Raw genomic sequence first — 18,015 nt, forward strand, 5'->3', positions numbered from 1 at the left:
GGTAGTTTGCGTAGAAGGCGTTAGCGATCATCAGTAGAGAAGGATAAGTAAAGTGAAAATTGTCAGCGCGGAAGTGTTTGTTACCTGCCCCGGGCGTAACTTCGTCACCCTGAAAATCACCACGGACAGCGGCGTGACCGGCATCGGCGATGCCACGCTCAATGGCCGTGAATTATCGGTTGCGTCTTATCTCAGGGATCATCTTTGTCCGCAGTTGGTTGGGCGTGACGCGCAACGCATTGAAGATATCTGGCAGTTTTTTTATAAGGGCGCCTATTGGCGTCGCGGCCCGGTCACGATGTCGGCGATTTCCGCGGTGGATATGGCGCTGTGGGATATCAAAGGCAAAGTCGCCAACCTGCCGCTGTATCAGCTATTGGGCGGCGCATCGCGCACCGGGGTGATGGTTTATTGCCATACCACCGGCCATACCATTGATGAAGTATTGGATGATTACGCCAGACACCGCGATCGCGGGTTTAAGGCCATTCGCGTGCAGTGCGGCGTCCCCGGCATGAAAACCACCTATGGGATGGCGAAAGGCAAAGGGCAGGCTTATGAGCCGGCGACCAAAGGCGACTGGCCCGAAGAGCAATTGTGGTCGACGGAAAAGTATCTTGATTTCACGCCGAAACTGTTTGCGGCGGTGCGTGACAAATTCGGCTTCGCGGAACATCTGCTGCATGACATGCATCACCGGCTGACGCCGATAGAAGCCGCCCGCTTCGGCAAGCGCATTGAAGATTACCGCCTGTTCTGGATGGAAGATCCCACCCCGGCGGAAAACCAGGCGTGTTTCCGCCTGATTCGCCAGCATACGGTTACGCCGATCGCCGTCGGCGAAGTGTTTAACAGTATCTGGGATTGTAAGCAGCTCATCGAAGAGCAGTTGATCGACTATATCCGCACCACCATCACTCATGCCGGCGGCATTACCGGGATGCGGCGAATTGCTGATTTCGCGTCGTTATATCAGGTTCGAACCGGCTCTCACGGTCCGTCCGACCTGTCGCCCGTCTGTATGGCGGCGGCGCTGCATTTCGATCTCTGGGTGCCTAATTTCGGCGTACAGGAATACATGGGCTACACCGAACAAATGCTGGAGGTGTTCCCGCATAGCTGGACGTTCGACCAGGGATATATGCATCCGGGCGATAAGCCCGGTCTGGGGATCGAGTTTGATGAAAAGCTGGCGGCCAAATATCCCTATGAACCCGCCTATTTGCCGGTGGCGCGTCTGGAAGACGGCACGTTGTGGAATTGGTGAGATGGGAACGTTGACCTGGAGAATAGGCGATGAAAAGTGTGGTGATTGAACAACCCGGCACATTGGTGATACAGACGCGACCGGTTCCTCAACCCGAGGCGGGAGAAGTGCGGGTAAAAATCAGGTACGCCAGCATCTGTGGTTCCGATGTGCATATCTGGCACGGACAGAACCCGTTCGCTAAATATCCTCGCGTTATCGGCCACGAGTTTTTCGGCGTGATTGATGATGTCGGCGCGGGCGTCGATCGCGCGCGCATCGGCGAACGCGTGGTGGTCGACCCGGTGGTCAATTGCGGTCATTGTTACCCCTGTTCAGTCGGCCGTCCGAATGTTTGCGCCGAACTCCAGGTCATTGGCGTACATCGTGACGGCGGATTCAGCGAATACGCCTGCGCGCCTGCCGATAATGCCTATCGTATTCCTGACGCCATCCCGGACAAACTGGCGAGCCTGGTCGAGCCCTTCACCATTGCCGCCAATATCTGCGCCTTTCTGCAACCGACGCCGCAGGACGTGGCGTTGATTTATGGCGCGGGGCCGATGGGATTGACCGCGCTTCAGGTACTGAAGAATGTGTATGGCGTCGGGCGCGTGGTGGTGGTCGATCGTCTGGCGGAACGATTGACGATGGCGAGCGACAGCGGCGCCGATCTGACGCTGAATAACAGCGAAACGCCTTTGGCGGCGCAGCTTAAAGGCAGTCCTCCGACGCTGATTATCGATGCCGCCTGCCACCCGTCGATTTTGCCGGAAGCCATTGCGCTGGCTTCGCCGGCGGCCCGTATCGGATTACTCGGTTTTTCCGGCGAGCCATGCGCCATCACGCAACAAAGCCTCACCAGCAAAGAACTCTCATTATTCACCTCGCGCCTGAACAGCCGCCGTTTTCCTACCGTGATTGATTGGCTGGCGCGGGGATTGCTCGCGCCGGAAAAACTGGTTAGCCACTACATGCCGCTCTCCCGGATAGCAGAGGCGATGACCATTTTTGACCAGGACCCGCGCGGCTGTTGCAAGGTGATTTTAAGTATTCATTAGAAAAAGCGAGATAACCAGCATGCCAAGAATCCATTTTGACGTCATGAAAGAAACGGTGAAAAAGGCATTTCTCAATGCCGGGTTAAGTGAGCATAAAGCGGAGGTTTGCGCGCAAATCCATACCGAATCCAGCTGCGATGGCGTCTATTCCCACGGTTTGAATCGCGTCGCCCGTTTTGTCGATTACGTTAAAAAAGGCTGGGTTGATATCCATGCCGAGCCATCGTTAGTTAAATCATTAGGCGTGATTGAGATTTATGACGGCAATCAAGGCGTCGGCGTCACTAATGCGCTGTTCGCCGTGGAGAAAGCGGCGCAATTGGCGCGCAATCAGGGCGTCGGCATCGTCGCGCTGCGCAACACCACCCACTGGATGCGGGGCGGCGCCTATGGATGGAAAACGGCGGAACAAGGATTGGCGGCGATTTGCTGGACCAATACCGAATCCTGTATGCCGGCATGGGGCGCAAAAAACACCCGTCTGGGCAACAATCCCTTTGTGATGGCGGTGCCGCGGGAAAAAGGACCGCTGGTGCTGGATATGGCCATGTCGCAATACTCATTCGGTAAATTGCAGGTGACGCGCCTGAAAGGCGCGCGTCTGCCTTTTCCCGGCGGCTACGACAACGAGGGCAACTTGACGGATGAACCCGGTCCGATTGAACAATCGATGCGTATTCTGCCGACCGGCTACTGGAAAGGCTCCGGCATGGCGGTGCTGCTGGATGCGATGGCCGCGCTGCTTTCCGGCGGTAACCCGACGAATGCCATCGATAAGGTGGGGAAAGGCAGTTGTACCGGCGCCAGCCAGATTTTTATCGTTTTCGATCCGGCTCAGCTTGGCGGCAGTGAATTCACTGAGCGTATGGCGGACAGCGTGGCCGACTACGTGAAAACATCAGACCCCGCGGAAGGACAAACGGACGTTTACTATCCAGGCGAAAACTCAGCCAACCACCGCCGCGAGAATCTGGCGCAGGGCATCCCGGTAGACGAGGGCGTGTGGGCTGAAGTGCTGGAACTGGCTAAATAGGTGATTGCATGATTATTGGCAACATTCTTCAACTGGAAAAAAGCCGCGCCGAACTGCCGGAGGCGATTTACCGGGTGCTGAGCCGGATCCGCAGTCTGGATTTCCGTCATCATCCCGACGGTGAAATGACGGAGCAAGCGGTGGTTTATAAGACATTCCACGCCGACACCGCGCCGTCGGCGAACCGTATTGCGGAAACGCACCGGCTGAATATCGACGTGCAGTTTGTTATTTCCGGCGCGGAATATCTGGAATATCAGCCGGTGTTGGCGCGAACCCCTGATGATGCGCATCCCGAACAGGACAATGATTTCTACCACGGCAAATCGGGCGATGAAAAAGCACTGCGCCTCGACAGCGGCGATTATGTCGTGCTGTTTCCCTGGGATATTCATACCCCGTTATGTCAGGGGGAGGAGAGACGGCAGGTGCGTAAAGTGGTGGCTAAGGTGCCGCTTAGCTTACTGAATTTGGCATGAGGGCCTGGCGATGAATCTTTCACAACGCAATCTTCGGCATGTGTCGCCGGCAACGATCATTCCCAAATACGATCGCGGCGTACTGAGAACCCGAATCGTGCATCTTGGCTTTGGCGCCTTTCACCGCGCGCATCAGGCGGTCTATGCCGATCGGCTGGCCGCCGACCACGGCAGCGACTGGGGATATTGCGAAGTTAACCTGATCGGCGGCGAGCGGCAAATCGCCGATCTGCAACAGCAGGATCTGCTCTATTCCGTGTGTGAAATGAACGGCGACGACTGGCGCGGCCGGATCGTCGGCGTGATCCGCCAGGCGCTGCACGGCGAAGCGGACGGCATTGCGAAGGTGCTGGCGGCGATGACGCAGCCGGAAATTGCGATTGTCTCGCTGACCGTCACGGAAAAAGGCTATTGCTACCTGCCGTCAACCGCCTCCATTGATGCCAACCATCCGCTGATTCAGCACGATCTGGCGCATCCCGGTCAGCCTCGTTCGGCGCCGGGCGCGATCGTCGAAGCGCTGCGCCTACGTCGGGAAAAAGGTCTGAAGCCGTTTTCCGTGATGTCGTGCGACAACATGCCGAACAATGGCCGCGTTACCCGCAATGTGGTGCTGGCGTTGGCTAACGCGCGGGATGAGGAACTGGCCGCATGGATTGCGGACAACGTCAGTTTTCCTTCCACGATGGTTGACCGCATCGTGCCGGCCGTCACGCCGGATGCTTTGGCTAAAATCTCGCAGGCTATCGGCGGCATTCAGGATCGGGTGGGGATTGCCTGCGAGCCTTTCAGCCAGTGGGTGATTGAAGATAATTTCATCGCCGGTCGGCCCGCCTGGGAAAACGTCGGCGCCGAACTGGTGGCGGACGTGCTGCCTTATGAGGAAATGAAGCTGAGAATGTTGAATGGCAGCCACTCGTTCCTGGCCTATCTCGGCTATCTGGCGGGATATCAGTACATTGACGAGTGTATGCAGGATACGGACTACGTTCAGGCCGCGCGGCAACTGATGCTGGATGAACAGGCCGTCACGCTGCATGTGGAAAACGTCGATTTGGCCGCGTATGCCGAATCGCTGCTTACCCGCTATCGCAATACCGGGTTGAAACACCGTACCTGGCAGATTGCGATGGACGGCACGCTGAAGCTGCCGCAGCGGATGCTGGATTCCATTCGTGTTCACCTGGCGCAAGGCACGCCTTTCAACCTGCTGGCGCTGGGGGTGGCGGGGTGGATGCGGTATGTCGGCGGCGTCGATGACGGCGGAAAAAACATTGAAATCAGCGATCCGTTGCAAGACGCCCTGGCGCAGTTGGTTGCGCAAAGCGCGGACGGTCAGGATAGGGTCGAGGCGCTATTAAGTCTGCGTAACGTATTCGGTGACGATTTAGCGGACAACGCCTCTTTCGTTCAACAGGTTTCGGCGGCGTATGCGCTCTTGCAACGTTATGGAGCGAAAAAATCCGTCGGTCTGGTATTAGAGAAAATCAATAAAGGCTGAGTTAATCAAGATAGTGATAATCACGACGAATTATATGACGAGGCGTTGCGTAATATATCCATATTGTTTGTCATGGTAATTCGGTCGGCGTTTGATTAGATAATTTTATTTATGCTTAAAAATAAATTTAATCGTCACGTATTTTATTTATTAGAGAACCTCTCGGTGTGATTTTTATATAAGCCGAATAGTGGAAGATAAAATCAGATAGATGTGATCGCTGTTGCAAAAATATTATCGGTCATCAGGTTTATATCACCGCTTTCCGTCAATAATGAAAGTGAAAGCAGAGGGCGCTATGAAAAGATGTCTGTTTATAGCCCATTACTTTTTCTTTGGAGAATAAAATGTCAATCGATACATTAAAATTAATCAATGAGCGCTTTCATGCCTCTCCTCCGCGTATCTTTAAAAGAATCGTATTGGGAACGCTGCTTTCACTCTTTGTCATTTCCTCTCTGGAGGCAAAAACCTATGAATTTAATTTAAGTACGGCGCTGGCCCCTGATGATCCTATTTATGCCGGCTTCAGGGAGTTTAAGAAAAACGTGGAGGCGCGCACGGATAAACAGGTGCGGGTAAGGTTATTTCCCAGCGGACAATTGGGAGCGGACGGTGAATTGATTCAGCAGGCGCAGGTCGGCAGCAATGTCGGCGTGCTGACCGACGGCGGCCGCCTGGCGCAGTTTGTGCCTGAACTGGCGATACTCAACGCGCCATTTTTATTATCTTCTTATGAAGAGGCATCCAAGCTGGTCGCCACCCCGTTATTTAAATCGTGGGAGTCTCGGTTGCAGAGCAAGTCCGGCCTGATCAGTCTCTCATTCAACTGGTATCAAGGCTCCCGCATGATGATTACCAAACGGCCTTTCACCACGCCGGCGGATTTAAAAGGGGTCAGAGTCAGGGTGCCTGATGCGCCAATCGTTATTGAAACCATCCATTGCATGGGCGGTTCCCCCACGCCGATGGCCTGGTCGGAAGTTTATTCCGCCATCCAGACCGGCGTGGTCGATGCCGCGGAGGCGCATCCCACCGCGCTCTATGGTTCAAAGCTGCATGAGGTGGTGAAAAATATCACCAAAACCGAGCACTACCATTTAATGACGGCGATTGTCGTCGGCGATAAATGGTTCCAACAGCTGCCCGCCGAGTACCAGCAGATCCTGCGTGAAGAATCCGTCAAGGCCGGCGCCTTCGCTTCTCAGAAAATTATCGAGGAGAGCAATAATGTGTTGGAAAAAATGGTAAAAGGCGGCGCGACTTTGCACGCAATCGATCTTGAGCCTTTTGTCAAAGCCTGCGCCAACGTACCGAATAAACTCGGACTGGATCAAGCCAAAGCGGATCTGCAACAGGCCCTCAAGGCTGAATAATATCATGTGTATTTCCACGCTTTAGTCCCGCCCCGGCCGCGGGACGTTATTTAAGAGAACGCATATGAAAAAACTCATCAGAATAGAAGTCGCCATCGCAAGAATTATGTTTGTCGCTATGGTGATACTTATTTTGGTTGCAGCGATTGGTCGCTGTGTCGGTTATCCGCTGATTTGGTCAATTGAAATATCCATGGTGCTGTTTGCATGGATTAGCATGTTTTCTATTCATTATGCGCAGGCTAATCACCGTAATATGGGAATCGATTTTTTATCTAAACGTCTGCCGGAAAAATTACAAAACGTTTTTGATTACATCAATAAAATACTGATTATCGCCTTTTTGGGATTTGGCGCCGGCGCCGGTTATCTGTTCACCTGGGATACGCGCGCTCATGTATTGCCGGTTTCTGAAATAAGTCAGGTGTTTGTCAATGCCGCCGTCCCGACGGGCTGTCTGTTGCTGATGCTGACCTGTATTGAACAACTGATTGAGAAAGTCACTTCCACCAGAGCATTACCTGCGAGAGATCATTTATCATGATGTGGTTAACGGGCTTATTATTTTTGCTGTTTATGCTAATGGGCATGCCGGTCGGGTTTGTTATTGCCATATCGAGTCTGGCCTATTTCTTCACTTCCGATTTTTTGCCGCTGGGCATCGCTTTTCAAAAATTCGCCGCGCCCACCCAGTCTTTTCCGATGATCGCCGTCCCCTTATTTATTCTGGTGGGCAACCTGCTCACCCGCACCGGTATTACCGAGCGGCTACTGGATTTCGCCCGCTTGTTGACCGGATGGATGATTGGCGGGCTGGCGCAAATCAACGTTTTGCTGGCTATGTTGATGGGCGGCGTCGCAGGTTCGGCGGTGGCCGATGCCTCAATGCAGTCGCGCATGCTGGGATTCTCAATGATCGAGCGCGGCTATCCGCGCGCCTACACGGCGGTGGTTATTGCTTTTGCTTCCCTGATCACGGCGACGTTGCCCCCTAGCATTCTACTGATTCTCTTCGGTTTTGTGGGTAACGTGTCGATTGGTAAATTATTCATCGCAGGGATTATTCCCGGTTTAATGTTGACCGTCACCTTGATGATTACCAATTACATCATGGCCCGCCGCATGAAGATCCAGCCGGAAACCTTGTCGAAGCCGACATTCAAAGAGGTCGCGGCGAGTTTTCGCCGTGGTTTTTGGGCGTTGATGTTCCCGGTCATTCTGATTGTGGTGATCCGCTTAGGTTTGTTTACCACCTCGGAAGCGGGCGCTTTTATCGTGCTTTATGCGATTATCGTCGGTGGGCTGATTTATAAAGAGCTCACCTGGCAGGGTATCCTCGATACCCTGACGGAAACCCTGGGCGATCTCGGCATCGTCATGCTGCTGGTGATGGCCGCGTTTATTCTTGGACATATCAGCGTGCTGGATCAGTTGCCGCAATCAATGACCGAATTGATCACCGAGTTTACTGAAAGTCCGATGGGTATTATGCTGTTGATTTTTCTATTGGTTCTTGTTATCGGCATGGTGCTGGACGCCAGTCCGCTGGTCCTGTTGCTGACGCCGATATTATTGCCGATTGTGACGGAGATCGGCTATGACCCCATTCATTTCGGCATTCTGTTTATTACCCTGACGCTGCTGGGGGCCAATACGCCGCCGGTAGGCATCTGTATGTATACGGTCTGCGGGATCCTGAAGTGCGATACGGCGCACTTTATGCGATCTTCCGTGCCTTATTTGATCGCGTTTCTGATTTTCGTCGGCATCTTGTTTATTTTTCCGCAGACCGTGATGTTCTTGCCTAATCTGCTGATGCCGTAACCCCGATCGACGGCATAGGCCTCTGCGGTCGGGCTGACCGCAGAGCGTGTTGTCTGTCGTGGCGATGCCGGCGCGCATGGTATTATTGAGACGCATGGCGGCGTCCGACGCTAAAAATCAGGCGGGTAAAAGATGATAGATATCGCCCTGAGTAAGCAGGTATCATAATTCACAAATATCTCGGGTATAAAGCGGCTGAATGGATAACTCTTTTCAAATCAATAACAATGAACCCGTAAATCAACAGATTTATCGTGTGTTGCGTAAAGATATCGTGGAATGCACTATTCCGCCGGGCAAGCTGCTGTCGGAAAAAGAAATATCCACGCGTTTCGCGGTATCGCGCCAGCCGGTCAGAGAAGCGTTTATCAAGCTGGCCGAATCCGGGCTGGTGCAAATATTGCCGCAGCGCGGCACGTTCGTGATGAAAATTTCCGAACAGCGGGTGGCCGATGCCCGCTTTATTCGTCAGGCGCTGGAGTGTGCGATTGTTCGCCGCGCCGCCGGGATGGTCACCGATGAGCAGCTCCTGACGCTGGAACACAATTTACGCCGCCAGGAACTGGCCGCGCAGAATGAGCAGATGCGCGAGTTTCTCAGCCTTGACGACAGCTTTCATCAGTTTTTGACCCAGATAGCCAACTGCCCGCTCGCCTGGGAGACCATTGAGTCGATTAAGGCGACCATGGACAGGGTGCGTTTCCTTAGCCTCAGCCAGGTTTCCCCCCCGCAGAGTTTGATTCGGCAGCACTATCTTATCTTTGACGGGTTGAAAAAGCGCGATCCTGATGCGGCTGAAAAGGCGATCCGCGCTCATTTGCAGGAACTGATTTACTCGATTACGCCGATCGCCGAACAGAACAGCGATTGGTTTGAACAGGCCTGAGGGAACGGGTTTAGCGTGGGAGCAGAACAGGATTGGGGAACCATAGTATCGGGCGACGGAGCGGCGCCCGAAATAACAGAAATGATGCGTGGGTAAAACCGTCAATCAGGCACGGCTAAGGCACATCAGTTCCTGAGGGGCGAAATACTCTTTAACGCCCTTGAGTTCAACGCATTTTGAACGACGGATTTCATCACGTTTCAGGTTTTCAGCGTGAATGGCCGCAATGGTTCCGACCAGGCGCGAATCGCTTTGCATCACGCGGTAACCGGCATCGAGCGGATTTCTGTATCTGTCATACGCCTTATACATATTAACCTCCTTCGTTTGACGATAAAAAATCGTAACGATCCTACCGCCGGCGGAAAGCCATCACCAGCGGATTGCGGTTTTTATAGAAAGTCCGTATATAAACCAAGCCGTTATTAACCACTACGGCTAAAAAATGCGGCTTTGATCACGGATTTAGCCGATCAACAATATTGTGTTAACACCGTCCGGGCGTTCAAAACCTGTCGTGGCAGGGCAAAGAAATGCCAGATACGTAAACCGGTTAGCGTATCGGTTGCGCCAGCTTGATCAGCCACAGTTCGTTGTCGGACTCTGGTTTTTGCAACGGTACGATTTCCAGCGTGGTGCGGACGGCTTCGCCGTCGCGCGTCAGTTTACCGTCCGCGCCGACCTGATAATCATCCGCCTTGTCCTTGGCTTTCACCGGAGATTGCAGTACGGCACGCAGGCCGAAGTCGTTATCGTTGATCACGGCCAGCGTCTGTCTATCGACGATGGCCAGGCCTTCAACCTTTTCCTGCCGCCAGCCCAGCCTACGCAAATCCAGCAATTCCTGTTTTTGCGCCAGACGAATGCCGCGCTTTTCCAACTGCTCGCGATCGTCGAATTCAGGCGATTTGCCGTCGGCGTCGAACGCCGTCAGATCGGTGGCTTTGCTCAGGTCCACCAGATAGATGCGGTTCTGCATCTGCTTGTCTTTATCCGCGCCTTGTTCGACCAGCAAAATGCGTTGATTATCCAAAGCGACGATATCGCCGATTTTGGCGTCTTTGGCCTTTTTATAGCGCTCGATATCGATGGGGTAGCCCAGCATACGGCTGGCGCCGGTTGCCGGGTTAAAGACGACCAGTCGCGTGAATCGCGCCTGGTTCTTGCTCTTGCCCTCAATATCCAGCGTGCTTTGCAGCGCCATGATCAGGTCGCCGTTCGGCAGTCTGGCCAACCCCTCGAAGCCGCGATTGGGCTGACGCCATTTGATGATATTGGGCAGTCCGTCGGCGACGGCGTGTTCGTCGCCGATGGGCGTCGGGCCGAATTTTTGCAGGATTTTCCCCTGCGCATCGATATGGATCAGAAACGGGCCGTATTCATCGCACAGCCAGAAGCCGCCGTCGCCGTCCGGCGTGATGCCCTCGGTATCCAGACCGCGTTTACTGGTCGTCAGGGGAAGCAGCGCGTCATTGAGCGCCACCTCGTTGGTGGAGCCAATCAAACCGCCCGGCAACGGCAGGCCGTTGATCGGCCCCTGTTCGTCATGCAGAGGGCGGGGGTTGACGGCCTGCGCCGCTTTGGCGCTCACTTTGATATCCATAACCATCGGAGTGTAATCCGGGTTGGCGAAGATCTTGGCTTCCTTATCGCCCGCCATCGGCGCATCGGCGTTGGGGCCGCGATCGGTCAGGGTGGTAAACAGCAGGTCGTCGCCCTGTTTTCCCGCAAAATGCAGGCCGGAACCAATCCCGATCGGTAACCCGTTGGGAAAATGACCGGCGAATTTCCCCTGATAACCGACACGGTCTCCTTGCGGAAAGGTGACGACGTAGCGGGTGACTTTTTCACCATCGGCCAGGGCATTTAAAGGAATAAGTCCGGCTAGCAACAGCGGCAACACATTCTGTTTCATCGTATTCACTCTTGTGGGTGTCCGTCATCGGGCGGTATGGGCTGATTTGATTATGCAAATCACAGGAGCTTAAATAACGGATATGTCATTCGCGTGACGGTTTTACGCCGGCACGCAATCGGGATGGGTATCGATGAAATCCGCCGTTCGGGACGTGTTCAGGTTTTTTTAGGTAGCCGACGAAATTGCGACGCGATCTGTATGCAGTTGCACAGCACCAGAAACGCGGTCGTCAGAAAGACCCAGCGGAAACCCGCGATGGCTGAAACGCCGGAGCCAATCAGCGGGCCGGCCACATTACCCAGATACATAAACGACTGATTATAGCCAAAGATGCGGCCGGTGACCTGCTGGCTGCTGTATTTTACCAGCAGCGCCTGGACCGTGGGCATCAGCGCGCCGTCGGCAAAGCCCAGCATAAACCGCAGTATGCCAAGCTGGGTTGGCGTTTGTATGACCGACATCGCGCAGAATAGCAGTACGCTGAACGCCAGCGCGGCAATCAGGATACGGTGCGCGCCGATGCGATCGCCCAGACGGCCGAGCCGTGGCGCGGCCATCAGCGCCGATACGCCGGGGATGGCGGCAATGACCCCGCTGATAAACGCGATATTATTGCTATCGGGCGCAAGGTCGCGGATGAAGAGCGTCAGAATGGGGTTGATGGACGCGTTTGACAGTTGGATCATCATGGTGGTGATGAACAGGCTGACGATCAGCGTCGGGTAGGGCAGGGAAGTAAACACCGCTTTACCGCTCAATCGATTGGCCTTGCTGACTTTGATGACGTTTTCTTTAATCGCGAACAGCGTAATCAGAAAGCTGGTGAACAGCATGCCGGCGGTAATGAAAAAGACGATCCGCAGGCCAAGGTAGTCGGCCATAAATCCGCCGAACAGCGGGCCGAGGATCACCCCGGAAATTTGACCGGTGGATAAGGTTCCCAGCGCCCAGCCGCTCTTTTCCCGCGGCACCTGCGAGGCGATCAACGCCATCGCATTGGGGATAAAGCCCGACGTCAGCCCCATCAGGGAGCGCAAAATAAACAGTTGCCATACGTTGGCGGCCAGGCCTTGCAGCGCCATGATGATGGACATGCCCAGCGCCGCGCGCAGCAGCATCAGCTTACGCCCTTTGCGGTCGGCCAGACTCCCCCATAACGGCGCGACAATCGCTGAAACCAGAAAGGAAGAACTGAAAATGACGCCGGACCAGAGGCTTAATGATTCGTGCGAATGTACGCCAAGTTGTTCTATGTACAGCGGTAGAAAGGGCAATATCTGGCTCATGGCCATGCCGGTAAAAAAACAGCCCAGCCATGCAGCGAATAAATTGAGTTTCCAGGTTTCCATGGTGTGCGGGACGCGCCTTTGTAAGCCGGTTGCCAATGGTGAAATTAAGCGTCAGAACGTAATTTGCAGGTAGGGGGATCAACAAATAACGTACGGTTACTGGTATTTCATCTCTCGCGACGAGCATAACATAGAGTGCGATTTTGTTGTTCAATAGCCCGGTAACTATTCGCAACAAAAGTATGCGGCAAGCCAGCGCCGCAGTGGTGGTTACGACGACATGCGAGAACTATTTTTGTGATGCACATCACAAAAAACTTGCATGGGATGATGGCGAATCGTACAATTAATCACATCAGGATAACAATTCGACAACGTCATTCATCAAGGTGAGCACAATGCGCAAATTATTGAAAAAATTATTGAATGTCTACATCAATGCTTATAAAGATGTGCCGCCGGGCGCCATCCATTAATTTTCGTTAAACACCGTTTCTGCTCAAAGGCCGCGTATGCGGCCTTTTTGATCTATGCGACGTTACCATTAACAACCCCCACCCGGCCTCCCCCTTGCCCTGTCTCTTAGTCGCATATTTACCGATAACGGTATATGTAGGCTTATTTCGTGCGCGAAAAGAAAGGTATTTTTATGCCACGTCGTAGCACGCGCCCGACAAGGAGCGCTTGTTAGGGGGAGGAGTTGGCACCCTCCCCTGCGAAGGGGAGGGTTGGGGTGGGGTAAAAGCAGCGCGTCGACGGTGATTAAACCGCCCGGCCGCCCAGATACAGCTCGCGCATGCGCGGATCGTCCAGCAATTCGTCGGCCTTACCGGTCAGGGCGACCTTGCCCAGCGCCAGCACGTAAGCACGGTCTGAAATGTGCAGCGCTTCCATCGCGTTCTGCTCCACCATCAGGATCGTCACGTTTTCCTGCCGGCGGATAGCCTGGATCGCCGCGAACACGTCGGCCAGCATTTTCGGCGACAGCCCGGCGGAGGGTTCGTCCAGCAGCAGCGTCGACGGTTTCGGCATCAGGGCGCGGGTCAGCGCCAGTATCTGCCGTTCTCCGCCGGACAGCGCCGACGCCATGGCGCGCCATTTTTTGCGCAATAGCGGGTAGCGTTCGCACAGCTCTTCCATCCGTTGACGCCGCTGGCCGTCGGGCAGAAATTGTCCGCCGGTCTGTAAGTTTTCCCTGATGGTCAAATTGTTAAAGACGTTATCCGTTTGCGGCACAAATCCCAGCGAGCACTCGCGAACTTTGCGGTGAATCGGGATCTGACCGACGTCCCGCCCATCCAGCATGATTTGCCCGCTGCGCGGGCGCAGGTAACCCGCGATACATTTCAGCAAGGTGGATTTGCCGCAGCCGTTCGGGCCAAGCAGCGTGACGATTTCCGCATTATCAACCTGTAGGGAAATGCCTTGCAGAATATCGATGCCGGGCGTGTAGCCGGCGACCACATCATGCAGCGCGATCATTCGGCCTCCTGTAGTGCAAGCGGCGTGCTGCGGCCGAGATAGGCATCCAGCACCTGTTGGTTATTGGCCAGTTCATTGGGGTGACAGTTGGCGACGATTTTGCCCCTGTCCAATACGATGCAGCGCTGGCAGAGTTCGCGGATAAAGTGCATATCGTGTTCGATAATCATCAGCGACAGCCCGTTGCGTTGCAGACGCAGCAGCGTGTCGACAATGTCGCGCCGCAGATTGGGATGCACGCCCGCCATCGGTTCGTCCAGCATCAGGAGCCGCGGCTCGCCCATCAACGCGCAGGCAATGCCCAGCAGTTTCTTCTGCCCGCCGGACAGCGCGGCGGCCGGCAGGTCGCGCACCTGGGTCAGCAACAGTTCGTCAAGCAGCGCCTGGGCCTTCTGTTTATCCTCCCGTTCCGCCTGTCGGGCGGCGGGCAGAGACAGCAAACTGCTCCAGAAACCGTGATGCCGGGTGCCGGCCGCCATCACCACTTCCATCACGCTCATTTTTTCAGGCATGGCCGGCAACTGAAAGGTACGCGCCACGCCGGCTTTGATGATTTGGTGGGGCGGAAGCCGGTCGATGCGCTGCCCGTCCACCAGAATGATCCCGTCGTCGATGGGGGCGAAACCGGAGATCGCGTTAAGCAGCGTACTTTTACCTGAACCGTTAGGGCCCAGTAATCCGAGGATCTCCCCCTGACGCAGAGTAAAGGTAACGCCTTCCAGTACCCGATTGCCGCCGAAAGCCTTGCTGACGGCATCGACCTGCATCAGTGGTGTCATGTCGGTATTCTCCTTAGTCGTTCAGGCAACAGGCCGCCGGCGCGTCCCAGCAGGCAGGCCAGCAGAATGACCCCCACGGCGCCCAGCCGCAGCGCGCCGGTAATATCGGAACCGATATTGAAGATATCTTTGGCGAACGGAATAAAGGTATAGAGGCACTCCACCAGCAGCACGCCCAGCAATACGCCGGCCACGTTGCCGATGCCGCCGATCATCACCATGCTCCAGATCAGAAAGGTTTCCGAGGACAATAGGTAGTCGGGGCTGACGTAGCTGGTGTAATACGCCAGCATAATGCCGGCGACGTTGGCGATGGCGGCGCTGCACATCAGCGTGCGGCATTTCAGCCATTGCAGGTGATAACCCATGCAGGTCGCCAACTGCGGCTGTTCCCGCATCAGCCGCAGCGCGCGGCCGAAGCGGCTTTTGCCCAACTGCACGCAGAGCAGGGCGATGAGCGCCACCATCAGCAGGATCACGACGGCAAAGATCACGCTGTCCTGTTGTTGGGAGCCGGTCGTCCAGAGCGGAACGATATTGCCCAGCCCCTGGGCGCCGCCGGTCAGCGCATCTTCGTTGATGGCGATGGTGCGAATGATTTCGGCCACCGCCAGGGTGGCGATCCCCCAGTAGTCGGCGGCCAGTTGGCGGCCGAGCATCGCCATACCGGCGCCGATCAGCATCGATATCGCCATGCCGATAGCGGAGGCTTCGATAAAGGACAGCCCGAACTGGATGCCGATGCCGGCGGAGTAAGCGCCGATACCGACAAAGGCGATATGACCGAAGTTCAGCAGCCCGGCATAACCCGCCTGAATATTTAACGCCAGCGCGATCAGGGCGTAGATACCGGTGATGCTGATGAGATGGAGCAGGAAGTCAGACACGGCGCACCTCCCGGTTAAACAGGCCGTAAGGACGCAGCAGCAGCGCCAGCAACAGGATCAGGAACGAGGCGGCGTTAATGTAGGTCACGGGAATAAAGATCAGTTCGCCGCCGAATAGCCAGCCAAAATCGAGGTTGGTGACCAGCGTTTCGGTGGCGGCGATCAGCAACGCGCCGAGCACCGCGCCCATCGGGTTGCCCAATCCGCCCAGAATGGCGGCGGCCAGCACCGGCAACAGCAGATCGTTACCCTGATTGAAGTAAGCGCTGGCGTTCATCGCCAGCATGGAGCCGCCCAGTCCGGCCAGCGCGCCGGCGATGAAATTAACGGTGTGTACCAGCGCATCGGCATTCAGCCCGGACGCGGCCGCCAAATCGCGATTGCTGGCCAGCGCCCGAATCGAGCGCCCCAGCGAAGTGCGAAAGAGCAGGATGCTAAAGCCGAGCAGCAGCAAAAAGGTCACCGCGGCGGACCAGAGTTGATTACGGGAGATATGGCTGCCGGCCAGCGAGAGCATCGGGCTGAGCGGCAGGTTATAGCTTTGCGGCGACGATCCGACGACGCCGAGAATCAGCGCGATCAGGATCATCGACATCGCCAGCGAGCCGATCATGGCATTCGCCGGTCCGGCCTGCACCAGCCGACGGAAGATCCAATGATGCAATAAGGCCGCCATGATCCCGCACAGCGCGCTGGCCGCCAGGATGGCCGGCAGCAACGGGCAGCCGAGCTGGAGCAGGGCGAAGGTGATAAACGACCCCACCATAGCGTACTGGACGTGCGCCACGTTGGCGAAGCGCACCAGGCCATAGACCAGACTGAGGCCCACGGCGATCAGCGACAGCTCGGCCGTGCGGAGTAATGTATCAAGAATGAACTGAAACATAGTTTTTCCTGCAACGAAACGAATGGCTTATCAATCAGCCACGGCTCAGCGCAGCACCTGGGCGCCGTCGACCACTTTGACCTTTTTATAAGGCTGCGTTTGGCGCAGGTTGTCGGCATCCAGGTTCAGCGGGCCGGTGACGCCGTCGAAGTGCGGCGCGACGCTTTGCATCGCCGCTTGCAGCGCGGCCGGATCGGCCGAACCCGCTTTATTGATCGCCGCGGCGGCTAGCGTGATGCTGTCATAGGCATAGCTGCTGTAGGCGGACTGCGGGTCGTTGCCATAGCGTTTGTGGAACATATCGATATAGCCCTGGCCTTCGTCGCCGGTGCTGGCCACTTCCATGCCCATCCGTCCCTCGATGTACTGCGCCGGGGTATTGGCCGTACACATGGTCAGGTACATACCGTACCAGGGCGTTTGATTCAGCCCCATTTCATAAGATTCGCGGTTGAGCACCACGGCATCCTGACCGTAAGTGGTGTAGACATAGGCGTCCGGTTTGACGCGCGCCAGTTGTCCCAGCTCGCGGCGGTAGGAAGACTGGCCGCTGGTGTAGAGCATCTTGGCGGCGACTTTGCCGCCCAGCGCCTGAAAGTCTTTGCTGAACTGATCCAACATGCTCTGGCCGTAGGCGCCGTTAGGCGCGACGAAGGCGACCTTGCGGTAACCCATGTCGTAGACGTCCTGCGCGGAGAATTTGGTCGCCAGATCGGCCAGCCCGATCACACTGTAAGAGTATTTGCCGACTTTACGCATATCGGTGCTGGAAGAGTTGATATTGATGTGTACCAGCTGATTTTTCACCAGATATTGCCCGATGGGAATGGTGACGCTGGATGAAAACTCGCCGGCGACCAGCGGCACGCGGTTAACCTGGGTGAGTTTACGTACCGCATCCAGCGCGGTGACCGGGCTGCCGGCGGAGTCTTCAATCATGACCGCCAGCTTTTGACCGTTAACGCCGCCATGTTCATTGACCTGTTCCACCGCCAGGGCGATCCCCCGGCGCATGTCTTCGCCGATGGTGGCGTTGACGCCGGTCAGCGGCAGAATCGCCCCTATCGTGACATCGGCTTTCGCCGCCAGGGAAGTGCCTAAAAGCGCGCCGCCCAACAACGCCGAAGCGAAAAGAACATGACGAATACGTGAGGTCATACTAAATCTCCTGGTCAGAATTAATGCGGGCGGAGTGATGATTAAGCTGTTTTATCCCCGTCGGCATCGCTGCGTAATTGCCTGTGATCGGCAGGACGTAAAGTCTTGCGGTCCTTGCTCACCTGAAAGTGAATAACATAGTGAGTGATGAAGTGAATACACTTTGCCGAAACTATACAGCAATTGCCATGCCAGCCGGGAAAAAAAGCG

18 protein-coding genes are annotated in these 18,015 nt (G+C 55.5%); 10 read left to right on the top strand and 8 right to left on the bottom strand.

Going from position 1 to position 18,015, the window contains the following annotated elements:
- Positions 1-52: 52 nt before the first annotated feature.
- From manD to ABRZ26_RS19205, 9 genes are all read left to right on the top strand, one after another.
- Positions 53-1,267, top strand: a complete 1,215-nt coding sequence (manD, locus tag ABRZ26_RS19165) for a D-mannonate dehydratase ManD (RefSeq protein WP_319605719.1) — start codon at positions 53-55, stop codon at positions 1,265-1,267.
- Between the two features lie 29 nt (positions 1,268-1,296).
- Positions 1,297-2,307 (top strand): Zn-dependent oxidoreductase, encoded by a 1,011-nt coding sequence (locus tag ABRZ26_RS19170; RefSeq protein WP_319605720.1) that lies wholly within the window; start codon positions 1,297-1,299, stop codon positions 2,305-2,307.
- Between the two features lie 19 nt (positions 2,308-2,326).
- A complete protein-coding gene (gene yiaK, locus ABRZ26_RS19175; protein ID WP_319605721.1) occupies positions 2,327-3,340 on the top strand; it encodes a 3-dehydro-L-gulonate 2-dehydrogenase in 1,014 nt (337 codons plus the stop codon).
- A gap of 8 nt (positions 3,341-3,348) precedes the next feature.
- Positions 3,349-3,819, top strand: a complete 471-nt coding sequence (locus ABRZ26_RS19180; protein WP_319605722.1) for a NanQ anomerase/TabA/YiaL family protein — start codon at positions 3,349-3,351, stop codon at positions 3,817-3,819.
- 10 nt (positions 3,820-3,829) lie between these two features.
- Complete coding sequence (locus ABRZ26_RS19185; RefSeq protein ID WP_319605723.1) at positions 3,830-5,320, top strand: mannitol dehydrogenase family protein; 1,491 nt, start codon at positions 3,830-3,832, stop codon at positions 5,318-5,320.
- Between the two features lie 347 nt (positions 5,321-5,667).
- On the top strand, positions 5,668-6,696 hold the full coding sequence (locus ABRZ26_RS19190; RefSeq protein WP_319605724.1) for a C4-dicarboxylate TRAP transporter substrate-binding protein: 1,029 nt from the start codon (positions 5,668-5,670) through the stop codon (positions 6,694-6,696).
- A gap of 64 nt (positions 6,697-6,760) precedes the next feature.
- A complete protein-coding gene (locus ABRZ26_RS19195) occupies positions 6,761-7,240 on the top strand; it encodes a TRAP transporter small permease (protein ID WP_319605725.1) in 480 nt (159 codons plus the stop codon).
- Positions 7,237-8,520 (top strand): TRAP transporter large permease, encoded by a 1,284-nt coding sequence (locus ABRZ26_RS19200; protein WP_319605726.1) that lies wholly within the window; start codon positions 7,237-7,239, stop codon positions 8,518-8,520. Before ABRZ26_RS19195 ends, ABRZ26_RS19200 begins: the two co-directional genes overlap by 4 nt.
- 199 nt (positions 8,521-8,719) lie before the next feature.
- Positions 8,720-9,406, top strand: a complete 687-nt coding sequence (locus ABRZ26_RS19205; RefSeq protein ID WP_319605727.1) for a GntR family transcriptional regulator — start codon at positions 8,720-8,722, stop codon at positions 9,404-9,406.
- A 105-nt stretch (positions 9,407-9,511) separates the two neighbouring features.
- Here ABRZ26_RS19205 and ydfZ read toward each other — a convergent pair whose 3' ends face one another.
- The 3 genes from ydfZ to ABRZ26_RS19220 all read right to left on the bottom strand — a co-directional run bounded on the left by ydfZ (position 9,512) and on the right by ABRZ26_RS19220 (position 12,673).
- On the bottom strand, positions 9,512-9,718 hold the full coding sequence (gene ydfZ / locus ABRZ26_RS19210) for a putative selenium delivery protein YdfZ (protein WP_319605728.1): 207 nt from the start codon (positions 9,716-9,718) through the stop codon (positions 9,512-9,514).
- A gap of 241 nt (positions 9,719-9,959) precedes the next feature.
- The gene (locus ABRZ26_RS19215) at positions 9,960-11,321 is read right to left on the bottom strand and encodes an esterase-like activity of phytase family protein (protein WP_319605729.1); all 1,362 of its coding nucleotides are present in this window, start codon (positions 11,319-11,321) and stop codon (positions 9,960-9,962) included.
- Between the two features lie 158 nt (positions 11,322-11,479).
- Positions 11,480-12,673 carry a multidrug efflux MFS transporter gene (locus tag ABRZ26_RS19220; RefSeq protein WP_319605730.1) on the bottom strand — a complete coding sequence of 398 codons (1,194 nt, stop codon included), beginning with the start codon at positions 12,671-12,673 and terminating at the stop codon, positions 11,480-11,482.
- Between the two features lie 338 nt (positions 12,674-13,011).
- On the opposite strand from ABRZ26_RS19220, the gene azuC reads away from it, so the two are divergent.
- The gene (gene azuC, locus ABRZ26_RS19225; RefSeq protein WP_349830377.1) at positions 13,012-13,089 is read left to right on the top strand and encodes a stress response protein AzuC; all 78 of its coding nucleotides are present in this window, start codon (positions 13,012-13,014) and stop codon (positions 13,087-13,089) included.
- Between the two features lie 286 nt (positions 13,090-13,375).
- Here the strand turns inward: azuC and ABRZ26_RS19230 are convergent, their stop codons facing one another.
- The 5 genes from ABRZ26_RS19230 to ABRZ26_RS19250 are packed head-to-tail and all read right to left on the bottom strand — an operon-like array spanning position 13,376 to position 17,805.
- Positions 13,376-14,095, bottom strand: coding sequence for an ABC transporter ATP-binding protein (locus ABRZ26_RS19230; RefSeq protein ID WP_319605731.1), 720 nt, complete (start codon positions 14,093-14,095; stop codon positions 13,376-13,378).
- Positions 14,092-14,874, bottom strand: coding sequence for an ABC transporter ATP-binding protein (locus tag ABRZ26_RS19235; protein WP_319605732.1), 783 nt, complete (start codon positions 14,872-14,874; stop codon positions 14,092-14,094). Before ABRZ26_RS19235 ends, ABRZ26_RS19230 begins: the two co-directional genes overlap by 4 nt.
- Positions 14,871-15,761: a branched-chain amino acid ABC transporter permease gene (locus ABRZ26_RS19240; protein WP_319605733.1), complete on the bottom strand. Its 891-nt coding sequence runs from the start codon at positions 15,759-15,761 to the stop codon at positions 14,871-14,873. The genes ABRZ26_RS19235 and ABRZ26_RS19240 overlap by 4 nt, the downstream gene beginning before the upstream one ends.
- Positions 15,754-16,647, bottom strand: coding sequence for a branched-chain amino acid ABC transporter permease (locus tag ABRZ26_RS19245; protein ID WP_319605734.1), 894 nt, complete (start codon positions 16,645-16,647; stop codon positions 15,754-15,756). The genes ABRZ26_RS19240 and ABRZ26_RS19245 overlap by 8 nt, the downstream gene beginning before the upstream one ends.
- Before the next feature lie 45 nt (positions 16,648-16,692).
- Positions 16,693-17,805 carry an ABC transporter substrate-binding protein gene (locus tag ABRZ26_RS19250; RefSeq protein WP_319605735.1) on the bottom strand — a complete coding sequence of 371 codons (1,113 nt, stop codon included), beginning with the start codon at positions 17,803-17,805 and terminating at the stop codon, positions 16,693-16,695.
- Between the last annotated feature and the right edge of the window lie 210 nt (positions 17,806-18,015).

Source organism: Brenneria sp. L4-2C (genome assembly GCF_040240335.1).
GTDB lineage: Bacteria > Pseudomonadota > Gammaproteobacteria > Enterobacterales > Enterobacteriaceae > Brenneria.

Bases quoted from the DNA above. Each gene is read 5' to 3' on its own strand.
- ABRZ26_RS19200 (WP_319605726.1), top strand. From the start codon at position 7,237: ATGATGTGGTTAACGGGCTTATTATTTTTGCTGTTTATGCTAATGGGC.
- ABRZ26_RS19235 (WP_319605732.1), bottom strand. From the start codon at position 14,874: ATGACACCACTGATGCAGGTCGATGCCGTCAGCAAGGCTTTCGGCGGC.
- ABRZ26_RS19250 (WP_319605735.1), bottom strand. From the start codon at position 17,805: ATGACCTCACGTATTCGTCATGTTCTTTTCGCTTCGGCGTTGTTGGGC.
- ABRZ26_RS19205 (WP_319605727.1), top strand. From the start codon at position 8,720: ATGGATAACTCTTTTCAAATCAATAACAATGAACCCGTAAATCAACAG.
- ABRZ26_RS19180 (WP_319605722.1), top strand. From the start codon at position 3,349: ATGATTATTGGCAACATTCTTCAACTGGAAAAAAGCCGCGCCGAACTG.
- ABRZ26_RS19195 (WP_319605725.1), top strand. From the start codon at position 6,761: ATGAAAAAACTCATCAGAATAGAAGTCGCCATCGCAAGAATTATGTTT.
- ydfZ (WP_319605728.1), bottom strand. From the start codon at position 9,718: ATGTATAAGGCGTATGACAGATACAGAAATCCGCTCGATGCCGGTTAC.
- ABRZ26_RS19220 (WP_319605730.1), bottom strand. From the start codon at position 12,673: ATGGAAACCTGGAAACTCAATTTATTCGCTGCATGGCTGGGCTGTTTT.
- yiaK (WP_319605721.1), top strand. From the start codon at position 2,327: ATGCCAAGAATCCATTTTGACGTCATGAAAGAAACGGTGAAAAAGGCA.
- ABRZ26_RS19170 (WP_319605720.1), top strand. From the start codon at position 1,297: ATGAAAAGTGTGGTGATTGAACAACCCGGCACATTGGTGATACAGACG.
- ABRZ26_RS19185 (WP_319605723.1), top strand. From the start codon at position 3,830: ATGAATCTTTCACAACGCAATCTTCGGCATGTGTCGCCGGCAACGATC.
- ABRZ26_RS19215 (WP_319605729.1), bottom strand. From the start codon at position 11,321: ATGAAACAGAATGTGTTGCCGCTGTTGCTAGCCGGACTTATTCCTTTA.
- azuC (WP_349830377.1), top strand. From the start codon at position 13,012: ATGCGCAAATTATTGAAAAAATTATTGAATGTCTACATCAATGCTTAT.
- ABRZ26_RS19230 (WP_319605731.1), bottom strand. From the start codon at position 14,095: ATGATCGCGCTGCATGATGTGGTCGCCGGCTACACGCCCGGCATCGAT.
- ABRZ26_RS19245 (WP_319605734.1), bottom strand. From the start codon at position 16,647: ATGTTTCAGTTCATTCTTGATACATTACTCCGCACGGCCGAGCTGTCG.
- ABRZ26_RS19190 (WP_319605724.1), top strand. From the start codon at position 5,668: ATGTCAATCGATACATTAAAATTAATCAATGAGCGCTTTCATGCCTCT.